Here is a 17441-nt window from a genome sequence, read left to right on the forward strand (position 1 = left end):
GGCTTCTTTATTGTATTCGCAAATGCAATAAGGAAAAGTCGGTGTATTTCTCCTCTATTTGGAGAAATACACCGACTGATTAAAAGGGATTTTGCTCTTCTTCGACGTGACGCGAAGAATGTAGCATTGATTAAAGCACTATTTTCTTCACAATTTGCTTACGCCCTTGACTTACAACTACGATATAGGAGCCGTGAGCAAGAGAGAAAGAGATAGAATTGTGTGCCTTCTTTTCGGCTAATTTCTTGCCTTCTGTGCTATAAACCAAGATGCGCGCGTTATTAAGACCAGAAATATTCAGCATTTCACCTTGCGTAGAGAAATGTACGTTATCGAGTGCAGCACTCGTTACAGAAAGTACTTCGAACTCTTCAATGTTCGTGAAGGTCTTCCAACCTGGTGCTTGACTGTAAGCTTCTTTTGTACCTTGCGGGACATACAACGTAGCTGCTTCGATGTCAACAATATCAGCGAAAGCTGATTCATCGAGTGCGGGAGGCGTTGTGCTATAAGAGTATACCTTTGCGATAGACTGACAGCCGCGGAACGCATTAGCGCCGATAGTTGCATCTTTGGGCACATTGAGCGTAACAATAGCCGAGCCTTGCAGTGCTTGCTCGCCAATATAAGTAACGCCCTCTTGCGGCAGGTTGAAACTTGCCAATCGGAAGCAAGCTTTGAAGCAGAAGTCACCGATTCGCTTCAGTGCCTGACAATGCTCAATCTTCAGATCTACCAAATTGGCTGCACCGATGAAAGCATAGTCTTCCAACACTTCAACATCAGCAGGAAGCACGAGCTTTTGCGGCAGGAAGTTGAAAGCAAAAGCATATTTCTCGATTTTCTTAATATCATTCGGGAGTTCGATAGGCTTTGGTTCTTGTCCCGGTTGTACAAATGAGGGATAGTGCATCAGAGCACGATCGGCCTTGCGGATGAGCATTCCGTCGACAGTCTCGAAGTAATCGTTACCGCCCAGAATTTTCTTGATAGGAATAGCAAAAGTGAATGCGCCCGTACGCACCTTTTCTACCGAAGCGGGGAGCGAGAAAGTCTCTTTTTGATAAGCTGTGGCTACTTGTACCAACTCTTTGCCGTTTTTTGTATAGACTACGTTGTCTACAGAAGAGAAGTGTTGGTTTTCAGGTACAACAACCAATTTCTTCAACTGACCACAGAACATAAAGGGAAGTTCGCCGATACTTTCTACCTGCGCAGAAATCGTCAAGCCAGTCAGACTTGAGCCCTTGAAAGCAAAGTCGGCAATATGTTTCACATTGTTAGGCACAACAACATCACCTACAGCATTCCATTTCACCAGTGTATCGCCAGCAATGACGGGAGCGTGGTCATCTTCTTGGTGTCCTGATACCTCGCAAACCAAGCGAACAGAGAGATCGCTCGTCACATTATTGATGCGCAACTCTTGATCTTTTTCCGTTCTCTCTTCATCATTAACAATCCAAGTACCTACTTTGTATCCGGTTTTCGGAAGAGCCATGAAGATAATATCTTTGCCACTGGCTATAGCTTCGCCACTGGCAACAGGCGCTCCCTCTGCTGTACGAGCTGAGATGGAACCATTGCCGCTAAGCTCTTCATAGTTAATAACAACAGAACCTTCGTTGCGCTCAAAGCGAACGAGGAAATCGAGAGTCTCAGTCGGCGTAATCGTCCACGTAGTCTTACCTTTCAGTTCGTTCTTCTCAACGTACTTACCGTCGCGATCTTCAAAGAGCCAATCGGTCACGTTGTAGCCTTTAACTGGCGTTGCAGTAAACGTAACGCTCTTGCCGGTCGGAACAATCTCGCTACTCTTAATTTCTTTACCATCCATTACGGCTGTAACCGTACCGCCAGCAGGCGTTGCCGACTTAAAGAATATGCGATTACCTTCTGGGAGTTTGTTGCAATATGCCACAATATTAAGGTCTTGATCTACCGACTTAATCTCAAGAACTTTCGCGTTTTGAGGGTCACCGTCAACCCTATTTCCATTCACCGTCCAGTGAGAGAATTCATAAGTCGTGAATTTATAGCGGCACTCCATTTTAAGTGTGCTACCTTCAGCCACTTCCCCTCCGTTTTCAACAGTGACAGGTCCCGTTGTCCAAGCCTCGATAAAGCCTGAACCTTCCGGTTCCACCTTGAAGTTTACGCGATATTTCTTCAGTTCGCTTGCTGGCGCACCAACGATAATCTTCGCTTTCTTATAATATTGTTCCAATGCCGTTTTCACCGTTTCGTTGGCTACATAGATCGTCAGCGAAGTTTTATCAGCTGGTCCGCCATTGTTGTAGTTGCTAAAAGCTGTAAACTGTGTACTTTCGTGAATATCAACGAGCTTTATACCGCCGATTTGGCTAAATGACAAGAAGCCTACGTTTTCTAATTTGGGCAGATAGATGCTTTCCAAAGCATCAGCAGAGAGGAAGCTAGATTCGCCAATCGTTGTCACAGATTTACCAATGATTGTTTGCAGCGTCTTCACATTCTGAGCAGCACCGTCAGCAATGGTCGTTGTTTCATCGGGTAGCGTGATCTTCGCAAATTGTGGGAGAATGATTACAGCTTCCGCCTTGTCTTTTGAAAGCACTGTACCATCCGCCACCACATAAGCTGCTTGCGCATTTGTGATCTTAAATTCAGTTATGTTCGGGTCGTTGTTGAAAGGATTCTTTTCAATCTTTTCCAAAACGCCGCCTAAAACAATCTTCTGGAGTGAGGAGCAACTGAAGAATGCGTTCTTGCCAATGCGCTTAATGGCTGGCATTTCGAGCGTTGTGAAGCCGTTGTTGTCGCAAGAGGCAAAGGCGTCTTCACCTATTTCTTCAACATTCGGCATCTTTACCGACTTAATGCCTTTGCATTCTTTAAAGGCTTCTTTGCCGATTTTCTTCACTTGGTTGAAGTCGACAGAGGTGATTTCTTCGTTGGAAGAGCGACGCGATATGCCAAAAGCGGGAGCTCCTCCCCATTCATCTTCTCCGCCACCCCACTCACCACTGGTCTCATGGAAGCAATTCGGAGCAATTTCAACTACACCATCAGGAATCTTAATGTCTCCCGATGCCATTGGCCAACTTATCAGCACGCCATCTTGGATGTTCTGCGCTTTGATGCCAAAGGTCGAGGCTATCAAAGAGAACAGAAAGAAAAGAGTAAACTTTTTCATTTGTAATAATTAAGTTAATATTCTATTTTGTCTGCTTTGCTCGCAAACTCTTGGTATTGCTTCTTTAAAAAATCATTTACAGCCTCACCATATTGACGACAGTTTACAAGACTAAAAGTATAGCGTTTACAAAAATAAGTAGTCGTTTTGATTTTTTCAAACATTTCCTTATAAAAGTGCACTTGTCCATATTCCATCAAGGGTTGCAATAAGACAGCAAGATATGAGAAAGTACCTCTATTTGTTCAGATACTATTTTTGTATTGCTACGAGGATTAGACCTCTCTTTCTCCTCAAAAAGCATACGGAAATTGGGGAAGTTAGTAGGAATTTAGTAATTTCGCCTAATAAACGTAAAATGCTCTATTTATGCCCGATAATACAGGAAAGGACTTGAAAATGTTTTATTCCATCTCCGAAGTTGCGGAGATGTTTGATGTGCAGCCCACACTGTTGCGCTATTGGGAGAAACATTTTCCGCAAATTGTTCCGAAACGGCTGAATCGCAATGTCCGCCAATACACGCAAGATGAAATCAATAAGATTCGGGTGGTGTATAACCTGGTAAAGGTGCGCGGATTAAAACTCGATGCTGCTGCCAAGCTGATCAAGAAAAACCGCGGAGGAGAGGAGAAAAAAACAGAAGTGGTTACACTCTTGCAGGATATCCGCGAGGAGTTGCTCACCATCAAAGACAAACTGAATCAACTGTAAGAGAGTTTTGAAATCGAAAACAGTCTATGTCTGCTCCCATTGTGGGGCAGATTCTCCTAAATGGATAGGTAGATGTCCCGCTTGTGGAGAATGGAACACCTATAAAGAAATGACCATCCGACCGATGAGTGCTTCTTCGGCCGAATCAATTGCTGATACCGCGCTGGGGCGAGGCTTGAAGCGCAACAAGCCCATCCCTCTGGTGGAGGTTTCGGGAAAGGAACTTCCACGCTTGGATATGCACGATGCTGAATTGAATCGCGTGTTGGGTGGCGGCCTTGTGCCGGGTTCTTTGGTGCTTTTGGGTGGCGAACCAGGCATCGGCAAATCCACTCTTCTCTTACAAACTATCTTACACCTCCAAGAGCGTGTGCTCTATATCAGCGGAGAGGAAAGCGAGCAGCAAATCAAGTTGCGCGCCGACCGCTTGGGCATATCTCCCGCCAACATTTTGCTGCTCTGCGAAACGAATATGGAGCAGATTTTTACGCATATCAAAAACGTGGAGCCGCAGCTCATCGTGGTTGACTCGATACAGACGATGACCACCGAGTTGCAGGAATCAGCAGCGGGGAGCGTGACGCAAATTCGCGAATGCGCCGCAGCTCTCCTCAAATATGCTAAAGAAAGCAGCGTCCCCGTGGTGCTGGTGGGTCACATCACGAAAGATGGCGCCATTGCTGGACCAAAGGTGCTCGAACATATTGTAGACACCGTTCTTCAGTTTGAAGGCGACCGCCACTACCTCTACCGCATTCTTCGCAGTATCAAAAACCGCTTTGGGAGTACTTCCGAACTCGGCATCTACGAGATGCGCACAGAAGGGTTACGCCCTGTGGGTAATCCCTCCGAACTGCTGCTCACTCAAGCCAACGAGGGACTGAGCGGGGTGGCCATTTGTGCTGCCATCGAAGGCGTTCGCCCCTTTCTCATCGAGGTGCAAGCACTCGTCAGCACGGCTGCATACGGTACTCCACAGCGAAGCGCGACAGGTTTCGACCTCCGCCGACTCAATATGTTGTTGGCAGTTTTGGAAAAACGCGTAGGGTTCAAACTCGGACAAAAGGATGTGTTTCTCAACATTGCCGGTGGTATCCGCGTGACAGATCCGGCGATCGACTTGAGCGTCATTGCCAGTGTGCTCAGTAGCAATGTGGACACCGCCATCGAACGTAGCGTTGCTATGGCAGGAGAAGTGGGACTGAGCGGTGAGATCCGCCCCGTCACACGTATTCAGCAGCGCATTGCCGAAGCTTCTAAACTCGGATTCCAGCAGTTCTTATTGCCCGAACAGAGCATGAAAGGCCTCGACATAAAAGCACCTGGCATCGAACTTGTGCCTGTTCGCACTGTCACGGAAGCCCTCCGCGCACTGTTTGGATAAGGATTTGAGCACAGACCTCTCGTGAGTTGAAGCAACTGAGAAAACCATTGTTCACGGTGCTTTTTCTCTTGTAAAATAGAAACTAAGTATGCAAAAACAAATACAATTACGCGTAACGCCCGATGTAGCTTTTCAGCCCAGCGTGTTGCGCGAATATGTGGCTCGCGAACTCGCTTGCGATGGGCGCACTATCAAGGCCGTCCACATTCGCAAGCGGAGCATCGATGCGCGCCAACGTTCCGTTTTCGTGAATCTTTCCCTCAATATATACATCAATGAAGAGCCGCCAGCTCTCGATTATGAGCAAGTGGCGTATAAGGATGTTTCTCACGCCGACCGCGTCATTGTGGTGGGCGCAGGTCCTGGTGGACTCTTTGCCGCCTTGCGCCTCATCGAACTCGGATTACGCCCCGTGGTGCTCGAACGCGGAAAAGATGTTCGCGAACGGCTCAAAGATATTGCACTCATCTCACGCGAGCACAAAGTGGATGCCGAGAGCAACTACTCCTTTGGAGAAGGCGGTGCGGGGGCTTATTCCGATGGAAAACTCTATACGCGCAGCAAGAAAAGAGGCAACTCCGATAAGATTCTCCGCGTTTTCTGCCAGTTTGGAGCATCTACCGATATTCTTGTCGATGCGCATCCACACATCGGTACAGACAAGTTGCCGCGCGTGATAGAGAACATGCGCAATCAGATTATCGAAAGTGGCGGCGAAGTCCACTTCCAAACGCGTGTTGATGCTTTCCTCTTCGAAGGAGACAAAGTGATAGGTGTTCAGACGGCAAAGGGCGAACACTTCCGCGGTCCGGTTATCTTAGCCACGGGGCATAGTGCGCGCGACGTGTATCGCTATCTCTACCAAGCGGGAGTGGAAGTGGAAGCCAAGGGACTTGCCGTGGGCGTCCGTTTGGAACACCCCTCTCAGCTCATTGATAGCATTCAGTATCATAATCGCAACGGGCGCGGGCGTTTTCTTCCCGCAGCCGAATATAGTTTTGTCACTCAAGCCAATGGGCGCGGCGTTTACAGTTTCTGCATGTGCCCTGGCGGCTTTGTAGTGCCAGCAGCGAGTGGGCCAGAACAAATCGTGGTGAATGGTATGAGTCCGAGCAACCGCAATGGAGCGTGGTCCAACTCGGGAATGGTAGTAGAAACTCGCCCTGAAGATATCGACGGCGAACTAGCTCCCTTCATGGCTGAAGCTATGCAAGACGAACATTTCGCTGCGGCACACGCCGACTTCTCTAATCCAGAAAATCCGCTACGCCTTATGTACTTCCAGGAAGCACTGGAAAAGGCGTGTTGGCTGCAAGGGCAACGGCGTCAAACGGCTCCAGCTCAGCGCATGGCCGATTTTGTGAACAATCGCCTTAGCTACGATCTCCCCAAATCGAGCTACGCTCCCGGCGTGGTTTCTTCACCGCTCCATTTCTGGATGCCGAAGTTTATCAGCTCCCGCTTGCAGGAGGGCTTCCGCTATTTTGGTCAGCGCAGTCGCGGCTTCCTCACCAACGAAGCTCTCGTCATTGCTGCCGAAACCCGCACGTCGAGCCCCGTCCGCATCCTTCGCAACCCCGAAAACCTGCAACACATCCGCATTGAGGGTCTCTTCCCCTGTGGCGAGGGAGCAGGCTATGCCGGAGGTATCGTATCAGCCGGTGTCGATGGCGAACGATGCGCTGAGGCTGCAGCAGCCTATTTGGGGAAATAAGCCCGATTGCAACAGAAGGAAGTAAAGAGTGAGCCTCTAAAATCCGCTGAAAGTTGTAATAAATCACATTAAAGACAAACTATTTATAACGGAAAGTACTACCTTTGCGTCACGAAAATAGAATAATTACTAATTTTATCTACTATAAAACCACATGAAACCAACATTATTCCTTTTGGCTGCTGGTATGGGCAGTCGTTATGGTGGTCTGAAACAATTAGATGGTCTTGGCCCTCACGGCGAGACAATCATGGACTATAGCATCTACGACGCTATCAAAGCTGGCTTCGGCAAGCTCGTGTTCGTTATCCGCAAGGACTTCGAAGAGGATTTCCGCAAGGTGGTGCTTTCTAAGTACGAAGGCCACATCCCCTGCGAGGTTGTATTCCAAAGCCTCGATAAGTTGCCCGAGGGCTTCACTGTTCCCGAAGGCCGCACTAAACCCTGGGGTACAAATCACGCTGTCATGATGGGTAAGTCAGTGATTAAAGAACCGTTTGCTGTTATCAATTGCGACGACTTCTATGGTGCTGATGCTTTCCGCGTGATGGGTAAATTCCTCTCCGAACTACCCGAAAATTCTGAGAAGAAGTACGCCATGGTGGGCTTCCGCGTTGGCAATACGCTCTCCGATTTAGGTACTGTATCTCGCGGCGTTTGTGAGAACGACGACCATAACCACCTCACCAGCGTTGTAGAGCGCACAAAGATTCAACGCCTCGACGGCGTGGTGAAGTATCTCGACGACAACGGCGAGTGGGTAGCTATTGAGGACAACACCCCAGTATCAATGAACTTCTGGGGCTTCACTCCCGAATACTTCCAGTACTCCGACGAGATGTTTAAGGAATTCCTTTCCGACCCGAAGAATCAGGAAAACTTGAAGAGCGAATTCTTCATTCCCTTAATGGTTGACAAACTCATCCACAAGGACGGAGCCACTTGCGAAGTTCTCGACACCACCAGCCAATGGTTCGGCGTGACTTACAAGGAGGATCGCCCCGAAGTAGTTGCTAAACTCGCTAAATTACACGAAGAAGGCGTTTATCCCGAAAAGATGTTCTAAAAAGAACTCCATAATAACAGTATCAGAGAGCATATCCCCCATTGCGTGGATATGCTCTTTTTCGTTTATTAGTGCTAACATTCTCCTACCAGAAAAAACTTGGAATTTCTTGTCACGTTGTCACAGAACGAGAAAATAAGCTGAAAAACAGCTTCTTATAGGGTGTGACAACAAAAAACAACAGACAGAGAAGAGCCTTCCTACCTATAAATGCCCGCAATCCTTATTGCAGCCTTCACCACAATAAGCGTATCAGCTGACGCAATAAGGCTATCAGCCGACATCCTTATTGCATTTCCAAATACAATAAGGACTTATATCATTCCGAAGTAAGTACAAAAAAGAGGGCATCGAGATTGTTCGATGTCCTCTTTCTTAAATTGTTAGTTACCTTAGCTTTAAGCTTCAGCTTGGGGCTCTACGGAAACAACGCTGCGGTCGCGATTACCACGACGGAAAACAACAACACCGTCTGCCAAAGCATACAGAGTGTCGTCCTTACCCTTAGCTACGTTCTTACCAGGATAGTGAACCGTACCGCGCTGGCGAACAAGAATGTTGCCTGCTACGCAAGTTTGGCCACCCCAAATCTTAACACCTAAACGCTTTGAAGCTGATTCGCGGCCGTTCTTAGAACTACCAACACCTTTTTTATGTGCCATTTCTTAAAATAATTTTAGGGGTTAAGCAATAACTTGTTTGATTACCAACTCAGTGAACTGATGACGATAGCCGTTGAGCTTGCGATAGCCCTTACGACGCTTCTTATGGAAAATAAGAACTTTGTCACCCTTAACGAGCTTGGAAGCTACTTCTGCAACTACCTTTGCGCCGTCAACAGTGGGAGCGCCTACAGTTACCGTGCCGTCTGCGTCTACCAGCAGCACCTTGTCAAATTCAACAGTTTGGCCGTCTTCTGCATTCTGCAAGTGATTGACGAAGAGCTTCTTGCCCTCTTCTGCCTTGAACTGCTGACCGTTAATCTCTACGATTGCGTACATTATAAATTATTGTTTAAACGGATTTTTCCGGGAGGCGGAAGAATCTATCGAATATCCACGCTGTTCGGTGCTGTGTGGCAACACGTCCCTTTATTTCTCTTCGATTTTCTTCACTTTTTCGGCCCCTTCGGACTCAATGCGGGTGCAAAAGTAGTACTTATTTATATAAAAACAAAATCTTTTGGCGCGGAAAATGCTTTTAATCAGCGAATTTCGCCCCATCATTTTTAGTTTTTCCACATAAAAATTCAGAAACGTGTATACGCTCGTAACACCTTTACTTATCCAACTTACGCACTTTCCGCTTTCTTTTTTAGAATTTCCTGTAATTTTCATATCTTTGCTGCAAAGAAAGACTGATTCTCTATGAAAAAAATTCTGATGATGCTTTGGGCTACTCTCTGCCTGCAAGCTACAGCACAAACGGCGAAAGAAGTGCAGGCCGATTTCCAACAGCGCTTCAAAAATTCAGTTTGCACACATCCGCAAGAGGCGCTGAAACTGGCGAAGACACCGCAGGAACGCGATGCGCTCCAATTTCTGTATGCCTACATGGACTGGCCCGATGTGACGGATTATGACCCACAGTTCATGCTGGATAATGCGCGCTTAGCGCTCCAAACTCGCACTGATTTTCCTTGGGGGAAACAAATCCCCGACCGTGAATGGCTGCATTTTGTTTTGCCCGTTCGCGTCAACAATGAACATCTCGATTCATTCCGTATAAAAACCTACGAAGTGCTCCGAAAACGTGTGCGCTACATGAATTGGCACGATGCAGCTCTCGAAGTAAACCATTGGTGCCACTCGGTGATGACCTATCGCCCTTCAGATGCGCGCACCTCCAGCCCTCTGGCTTCCATGCGCACTACTACGGGGCGTTGCGGCGAGGAGAGTACGCTGGCGGTGAGTGCTCTTAGAGCCGTGGGCATACCGGCGCGCCAAGTGTACACCCCACGCTGGGCGCACACCGATGATAACCACGCGTGGGTGGAGGCTTACGTCGATGGAAAATGGCAGTTTCTCGGTGCTTGCGAACCAGCTGCTGAATTGAACATTGCGTGGTTCAACCAGCCCGCAGCACGTGGTATGCTGATGAATACTACCGTCATGGGACGATATCAAGGCGACGAACAAATCCTCCAACAATATCCGTTGCAAACCACTATCAACGTGACCAACAACTACGCTCCTGTTGAGCGACGCAGCGTACGCATTGTTGATGAAAGAGGGCGCAAAGTACGCGATGCTAAGGTGCGCTTCGGCCTTTATAATTATGCTGAATTTTATACGCTCTATTCCACTCAGTCGGATGCTCGCGGTGAGGCCTCACTCATCTGCGGAAAGGGCGATCTCCTTGTTTGGGCAGCAAAGGACGGACGCTATGGTTTTGCCAAAGTTTCGCCGAATCAGGGTAAACACCCCACAGAGATACGCCTTACTCATAAAGCGGGCGATCGCTTTGAAACTGACTTAACTCTCACTCCTCCTCCCGTGAGCAACAACTATCCGAAAGTGTCGCCCGAAGCCGAAGCTCTCAACAATAAGCGATTGGCGCAAGAAGATGCTCAGCGCATGAAATGGCCTTCAGTCTGGCCAAACGAGAAGAAGGTGGAGGAAGTGGCCGAAGTATTAAACTACGATGCTGCCCGCTTGCAGCCGCTCTTCAAAAAATCGGAGGGAAACTTCATGGCGCTCTACGATGTGCTTGAACATTTCAACCAAGAAAAGAATGTATGCATATTATCGAAGAATTTGACGCAAAAAGATCTTGTTCTGTACGTACTCGAAAGTTTGACAGACAAAGACTTGCGCGACTTTGATGAGCGGGTTATCATCAACCACATCGAACAAATCGAAAAGCAGTTGTCTACACCGAGCGCAATGAAAGTGGGCGAAGAGGACTTCCAACGCAACTCACACTACGTGCTCTGCCCTCGCATCTCAACGGAAGATCTCACACCGTGGCGCGAAGAGCTGGCTCAAACAGTGGAAACGATCCGAACATTCACTCATACCGACGAACAAGTGGCAGCAATCATGCAGAAACTAAATAGCGTGAAGACTGACACCACACCCGCTTCGCGCTTCGTCCCACAAGCTCCCGTCACGGTGCTATCCTCGCAGCAAGCCTCAGCCACTTCCAAAGGTATCTGCTTCGTGGCAATGTGCCGCACATTGGGCATTCCCGCCCGCCGTGATGAAGTGACGAGCAACTTCCAGTATTGGGATGGAGAATGGAAAACAGTAGATTTCGGTCCAACGCAAGCTGCCGCTAACTCTCAGTTGTCAAAGCTTGCTCTCTCCTATTCTCCGCGCCGTTTCATGGAGAATCCGTCCTACTATTCCCACTTCTCTCTCTCACGCCTCGAAGATGGACTACCAAAACTGCAAGGTTATGACGAGAACGCTACTTGGGCGGAAACATTCAAAAAGGGCGTAGAAGTGGAGCACGGCGATTATCTGCTCACTTCCGGCACACGTTTAGCCGATGGTAGTGTGCTCTGCCACATCAGTGTGTTCCCCGTAGCGGCCGACACCACGGTGCAGCTCGTTATGCGGGAGGATGCCAGCCAGGTGAGTGTCATCGGTTCTTTCAACGCTGAGAACATCTACCACGACCTTGAGGAAGCTAAGGAGAAGAGCGTTCTCTCCACCACTGGGCGCGGCTATTTCATCGTTGGATTACTCAAAGCCAACAACGAGCCGAGCACCCATATTCTCCACGATATTGAAGCCAGTCGGGCCGAACTTGAAAGCTGGGGACGCGCCATTTTGATGCTCTTCCCCACGGCAGCAGAATACGATTCCTTCATGAAACGTCGCAGCGAATTTCCTAACCTGCCGAAGAATCTCCGCTTTGGTATCGACAGCAAACAGCAAGTGGCCAACGACCTCTTTGGTAGCGGCCTGACGCAAAGCCCCGAACGCCCCGTTGTGATTATCGGCGACACGTTCAACCGCGTTGTATTCTTCAGCCAGGGCTACACCATCGGCATGGGGCAGCAACTCACAAAGACTATCGGTAAACTCTAACGCGACGCCTTTAACGGTGTAAAATTTCCACAAGCCCACTCCGCGAACACATTCTTCGCGTGAGTGGGCTTGCCTTGTTTTCTTCGGGCGCCAGTAAGGGCACAGAATAAGGAAAACAAGGTGTGGAACTTTGCGTTTCAGCCACTTTGCAGTATTTTTGCACCTTTAGAAAAAGAAAACTAATAAAAATACAGAATAATGACAGCAAACGAAATTCGCGAGTCGTACAAGAAATTCTTCGAAAGCAAGGGACACACGATTGTACCTTCTGCTCCGATGGTTGTCAAGGACGACCCCACGCTGATGTTTACAAATGCCGGCATGAATCAATGGAAAGATATCATCCTCGGCACGCGTGATCCAGAACCGCGCCGTCGTACAGACTCACAGAAGTGTCTGCGCGTGAGCGGCAAGCACAATGACCTTGAAGAAGTGGGTCACGACACTTATCACCATACTATGTTTGAGATGCTCGGTAATTGGAGCTTTGGCGATTACTTCAAAGAGAAAGCGATCGACTATGCTTGGGAGTATCTCGTCGATGTTCTTCACCTCGACCCGAAAGACCTTTACGTCACCGTATTTGAGGGCTCTAAGGAAGAAGGCCTTGAGCGCGACGACGAAGCAGCCAGCTTCTGGGCTAAGCATGTTCCAGCCGACCATATCATCAACGGCAACAAGCACGACAACTTCTGGGAGATGGGCGACACAGGTCCCTGCGGTCCTTGCTCCGAAATCCATGTCGATTCCCGCTCAGCAGAAGAGAAAGCAAAAGTTCCAGGGCGTGAACTCGTTAATAAGGATGATCCCCAAGTTATCGAAATCTGGAACATCGTATTCATGCAGTACAACCGCAAAGCGGATGGCACTCTCGAACCACTTCCTATGCACGTCATCGATACGGGTATGGGCTTCGAACGCTTAGTACGTATGCTGCAGGGTAAGAACTCCAACTACGACACCGATATTTTCCAACCCATCATCAAGAAAGAGGAACAACTCTCCGGCTTTACGTACGGTAAGGAAGAAAATGTTGATGTGGCCATGCGTGTGGTTGCTGACCACCTCCGCGCCATCGCTTTCTCCATTGCTGACGGTCAGTTGCCCAGTAATGCGAAAGCGGGTTATGTGATTCGCCGTATTTTGCGCCGTGCAGTGCGCTACGCCTACACTTTCCTGAATCAGAAGCGGGCTTTCATCTATCAGCTCATCCCTACCTTCGTAAAAGAAATGGGCGGTGCTTATCCCGAACTTGTTGCACAGCAGGAGCTCATCACCCGCGTTATCAAGGAAGAGGAAGATAGCTTCCTCCGCACTTTGGCAACAGGTATCAACCTGCTCGACGGACTTATTCGTGAAACCAAAGCAGCTGGTAGCGACACACTTGATGGTGCTAAGGCTTTCACGCTTTTCGACACTTACGGTTTCCCCTTCGATCTCACGGAACTCATCTGTGCTGAGCAGGGACTCAAGACGGACGAAGAAGGCTTCAACGTTGAGATGCAAAAGCAAAAAGAACGCGCTCGCAACGCTGCAGCAGTAGAAACTGGCGACTGGGTAGTGCTCCGCGAAGGTGAAGACAAGTTTGTGGGTTGGGACGAGACAGAGGCCGACTGCCATATTCTGCGCTATCGCAAAGTGCAGCAAAAGAAGCAGACCTACTACGAACTCGTGCTTGACACTACTCCGTTCTATGCGGAGATGGGCGGCCAGGTGGGCGACAAAGGTATTCTCCGCAGTGCGAACGAAACAGTTCAGATTTTCGATACGAAGCGCGAGAACAACCTCCCCATTCATCTAACAAAACAACTGCCCGAAAATCCGGCAGCTGATTTCCGCGCAATAATCGACCTCGAAGCGCGTCGTGGCAGCGAAGCCAACCACACGGCCACTCACCTCATCGACCAAGCCCTCCGCGAGGTTCTCGGTAGCCATGTAGAACAAAAGGGTTCGCTTGTTACTCCCGACTATCTGCGCTTCGACTTCTCTCACTTCCAGAAGGTGACGCCCGAAGAATTACGTAAGGTTGAACAAATCGTCAACCGTCGTATCCGCGAGGACATCCCCTTGCAGGATCATCGCAACGTACCTATGGAAGAAGCTAAGCGTATGGGCGCAATCGCTCTCTTTGGTGAGAAATATGGCGACGAAGTTCGTGTCGTACAATTCGGCAACAGTGTAGAGTTCTGCGGCGGTTGCCATGCCAAGAGTACCGGTCGTCTCGGTTTGTTCCGCATCGTGAGCGAGAGCAGTGTAGCTGCTGGTGTTCGCCGCATCGAAGCTCTCACCGGTAAGGCAGCAGAAGAGAGTGTCTATATGCAACAAGACTTGCTGACGAGTTTGAAAGAACTCTTCAACAATGCTAAGGATCTCACGGCAGCTATTCAGAAAACCATCGAAGAAAACAGCGGACTGAAAGCTCAGGTAGAGGACTTCGTGAAGCAGAAGGTGCAGCAAATCAAGGCGAGCCTCCTCGAACGTGCTGAAGATGTCAACGGTGTCAAGGTGCTTAAGAGCGTACTCCCCATGAGTATTTCTCCCGATGCTGCCAAAGACTTGGCTTTCCAAGTGTCAGGACAGTTGCCCGAGAAGATGCTCTGCGTATTGGGTTCAAGCTATGAAGGCAAACCGCTCTTAACGGTGATGATCAGCAAAGACCTCGTGAAGGACAACGCCCTTAATGCGGGACAAATGGTGCGCGAAGCAGCCAAACTTATCCAAGGTGGCGGCGGCGGTGCGCCCCACTTTGCCACAGCAGGCGGTAAGAACGTTAACGGTCTCGAAGCTGCTGTTGAAAAAGTGCTTGAATTAGCCAATCTCTAAAACGGAGATTCTCTATTATAAAAATCCCCTGCAAGCTGCTTGCTTGCAGGGGATTTTTCTGTTGTGCCGCGCATCTTTCCGTAGATGCGGCAAAAGCTATTTTTACTTAAAGTGGATAAAAGGCAGCACGACACCAGTATTATAAAAATCCAATCTCATCCAGAATTTACCTTCGGTACGATAGGTCATTTCTGCACAGAAATCGTAATGAGCAGCAGGACGTTCCAACTCCGTACTGGTCCAATATTGATTCCAAGTAGGAGGGAATGAACGACCAGCTTGTCTGAAAGCAATATCTATAAAGACTGATCTCCATTCGTATTCCGTGTTAAACTGGAAAGTATCCTTACGTTTGTCCGAGATATTATAATACGTTCCATAGCCTACGGTGCGGTACATATTCACCAATTCTCCATAAGCAGGGAGATACCATTTTCCGATGCTATCATTTAGATTTGTCGAAGGATTCTTCAACCAGTCGGCAGTTACAGCTACACCTGGATTATAGTGAGCGGCAGTATAGAAAGCTGGGAGATTTTGATCCTCAGCATGAGCCTTAGTATGATCATACGCATAAGCAGGATCGTACGTTGTTCTATACCCATTCAGCAGTGTAGGCAACTTCGGAGAGTTCGTAGCGTAATAGTCTCTATTGATATGTTCTATCCCCGTCCGATCGTTTATGTTATTCACACGCCCATCTGTTCTCAGTCCTACAGCCGTTTTAGTCTTCATACTCGTCACAAGGGCTATCGGCGTCTTTGTTTTCCAGTTATTGTTCTCTGCAAGCGTTCCCACTGTGCCGTCACTAAAGAGATACTTAAAATTGTACGACATATAAATGCGCACTGTATAGCTACCATTGGCTTCGAGCGATGTAGGGAGAATATCCTCAATGGTTTGATAGAGTTTCTCAAAAGAAAGAGGTTTCCGATAAAAGCTCACTGCCGCAGCATTCCATTTGTAGGCCTTCAAGTTTGCTCCTGCTGGGAAATACTGCAAAGACGTTTGTGCACGCTGGTAATTACCATAATAGGAAAGCCAGCTAATAAATTGTGATGCGTGAGGAACATTTTCGAACGCTCCAAAATGAAACACGCGCTTGTTATTGATTTTCTCCGCTCCAGTATTGACATCCACATCGCTCTGGGAGTAGTCCACGGGCGTGAGCGTCATAGCATTCAATTCATACACGCTCTTCGTCTGAGCCATACCCGTAGTGACACTTTCGGCCGATGGAGTCATCACTGTAGCTGCGCTGACGTCAGCATCATAGGAGATAGGGGTCGGTGTTCCTGTAGTGCTATAATCTATATCCTTATTATTGAACGCCAATCCTACACCCACTATTTGAAACTTCACACGTGACCATGGATGACTCAGCACAAAGGGAACTTCAATTCTATTGTTAGGAACCGCTGTAGTGACTTTTCCCACCAATGCTTTATCGTAGTCGTCTGCAAGATTGTCATAATAGGTCTGATAGTCCTGATCCGTTGTGAGATTTGCCGTCTTATCATAGTTTGCCATGACAAGTTTGCCATCTTTTTCCTTCAGTTTGTCGTTGAAACAAACAAAGGTGTATGTGCCTGCCGGAAGGTGCATCTTAGCTATATTGCCATCATCTGTAAACTTAGAGCCGTCCCAATGCACTTTCAGTTCTGCTTTCTTTTCTGGATTGTTCGCACTGCCTTGATAAGCAACGATGGTGAAATCGCCTGCTCCTAAAGAAGTTTGAGCAGGAGCACGGTGTTCCCCCACCTCTCTATCATCGCGCACAATGCTAACATTGGCCGACACTTCTGGACTGAGATCTACCACTGCCTCTGCCACGTCAGGCGAAGCAGGAGCTTTTGTTGCACGGAGAGAATCCTCGCCCAATGTCTTCACATTCCAGTCGGACGCTGTCAGCGTAAAGGCTACTCCTTCTCCTTCTTGTTTTCCACTACCATCATCGTTCATGTCAGAACACGAAGCCAGCAACAATACACAACTGAGCAACAAGCTCCAAATAAGGAATTGATTATTTTTATTTCCTCTCATCTTTTCTGATATGTCTTTTGTTCTTTAATTCTACAAATGGAAAATAAAGTATTTACCAATCATCGCCTGAGAATTTTCCTCCACCGACACCAACACCGCCAGTAGTGGGATTATTTTCTTTCCAAGGGGTTTCAGAGGCATCTTTATTACCAGGACCTGTAGTACCCGTAGGGACTACTGAACCGGCAACAACCGTTGCAAGTGTTACACCTACGGCCTCACTCGCTGGTGCCACATATTTTTTTCTACACATAAAATAGCTAATAAGAATAGGAAAATTTTGTCTTTTCTATAAAAATCGGATGCAAAAGTAAGAAAAAAAGAAAGTAAAACAAACTGAATCATAATTATTTACTATTTCTCAACCATAACATAAAGATTCTTTTTTGATCATTTCAAACATGTAAAAAATTTTTTTGAATTAAAATTCTGGCTTATATGACAAAAAGAGACCTAAAATCTCTTGTACTCCCTTTATTTACTAT

12 protein-coding genes are annotated in these 17441 nt (G+C 47.9%); 6 read left to right on the plus strand and 6 right to left on the minus strand.

Annotated elements, in window-relative coordinates; all coding sequences use genetic code 11:
• Nucleotides 1-130: 130 nt before the first annotated feature.
• The gene (locus ACO4R2_RS00940; RefSeq protein ID WP_484768840.1) at nt 131-3175 is read right to left on the minus strand and encodes a leucine-rich repeat protein; all 3045 of its coding nucleotides are present in this window, start codon (nt 3173-3175) and stop codon (nt 131-133) included.
• A 369-nt stretch (nt 3176-3544) separates the two neighbouring features.
• Between ACO4R2_RS00940 and ACO4R2_RS00945 the strand changes: the two genes are divergently transcribed.
• The 4 genes from ACO4R2_RS00945 (at nt 3545) to ACO4R2_RS00960 (ending at nt 8053) form a co-directional block, all read left to right on the plus strand.
• Nucleotides 3545-3889 (plus strand): MerR family transcriptional regulator, encoded by a 345-nt coding sequence (locus tag ACO4R2_RS00945; protein ID WP_311490179.1) that lies wholly within the window; start codon nt 3545-3547, stop codon nt 3887-3889.
• Nucleotides 3890-3896: 7 nt separating this feature from the next.
• Nucleotides 3897-5273, plus strand: a complete 1377-nt coding sequence (radA, locus tag ACO4R2_RS00950; protein WP_484768841.1) for a DNA repair protein RadA — start codon at nt 3897-3899, stop codon at nt 5271-5273.
• Nucleotides 5274-5361: 88 nt separating this feature from the next.
• Nucleotides 5362-6987, plus strand: a complete 1626-nt coding sequence (locus ACO4R2_RS00955) for an NAD(P)/FAD-dependent oxidoreductase (protein ID WP_484768842.1) — start codon at nt 5362-5364, stop codon at nt 6985-6987.
• 154 nt (nt 6988-7141) lie between these two features.
• Nucleotides 7142-8053 carry a glycosyltransferase family protein gene (locus ACO4R2_RS00960; protein ID WP_484768843.1) on the plus strand — a complete coding sequence of 304 codons (912 nt, stop codon included), beginning with the start codon at nt 7142-7144 and terminating at the stop codon, nt 8051-8053.
• A 398-nt stretch (nt 8054-8451) separates the two neighbouring features.
• On the opposite strand, the gene rpmA is transcribed toward ACO4R2_RS00960, so the two are convergent.
• From rpmA to ACO4R2_RS00975, 3 genes are all read right to left on the minus strand, one after another.
• Complete coding sequence (gene rpmA, locus ACO4R2_RS00965; RefSeq protein ID WP_183693503.1) at nt 8452-8715, minus strand: 50S ribosomal protein L27; 264 nt, start codon at nt 8713-8715, stop codon at nt 8452-8454.
• Nucleotides 8716-8736: 21 nt separating this feature from the next.
• Complete coding sequence (gene rplU / locus ACO4R2_RS00970; RefSeq protein WP_009348338.1) at nt 8737-9054, minus strand: 50S ribosomal protein L21; 318 nt, start codon at nt 9052-9054, stop codon at nt 8737-8739.
• Between the two features lie 90 nt (nt 9055-9144).
• Nucleotides 9145-9390 carry a hypothetical protein gene (locus ACO4R2_RS00975; protein WP_484768844.1) on the minus strand — a complete coding sequence of 82 codons (246 nt, stop codon included), beginning with the start codon at nt 9388-9390 and terminating at the stop codon, nt 9145-9147.
• Between the two features lie 30 nt (nt 9391-9420).
• Here ACO4R2_RS00975 and ACO4R2_RS00980 point away from each other — a divergent pair, with 30 nt between their 5' ends.
• Together ACO4R2_RS00980 and alaS are read left to right on the plus strand one after the other, a co-directional pair.
• Nucleotides 9421-12090, plus strand: a complete 2670-nt coding sequence (locus ACO4R2_RS00980; protein WP_484768845.1) for a transglutaminase family protein — start codon at nt 9421-9423, stop codon at nt 12088-12090.
• 195 nt (nt 12091-12285) lie between these two features.
• A complete protein-coding gene (alaS, locus tag ACO4R2_RS00985; protein ID WP_484768853.1) occupies nt 12286-14913 on the plus strand; it encodes an alanine--tRNA ligase in 2628 nt (875 codons plus the stop codon).
• A gap of 102 nt (nt 14914-15015) precedes the next feature.
• On the opposite strand, the gene ACO4R2_RS00990 is transcribed toward alaS, so the two are convergent.
• The gene (locus tag ACO4R2_RS00990) at nt 15016-16956 is read right to left on the minus strand and encodes a hypothetical protein (protein WP_484768846.1); all 1941 of its coding nucleotides are present in this window, start codon (nt 16954-16956) and stop codon (nt 15016-15018) included.
• Between the two features lie 52 nt (nt 16957-17008).
• On the minus strand, nt 17009-17191 hold the full coding sequence (locus ACO4R2_RS00995; protein ID WP_484768847.1) for a hypothetical protein: 183 nt from the start codon (nt 17189-17191) through the stop codon (nt 17009-17011).
• Nucleotides 17192-17441 lie beyond the last annotated feature (250 nt).

Source organism: Alloprevotella sp., assembly GCF_057240785.1.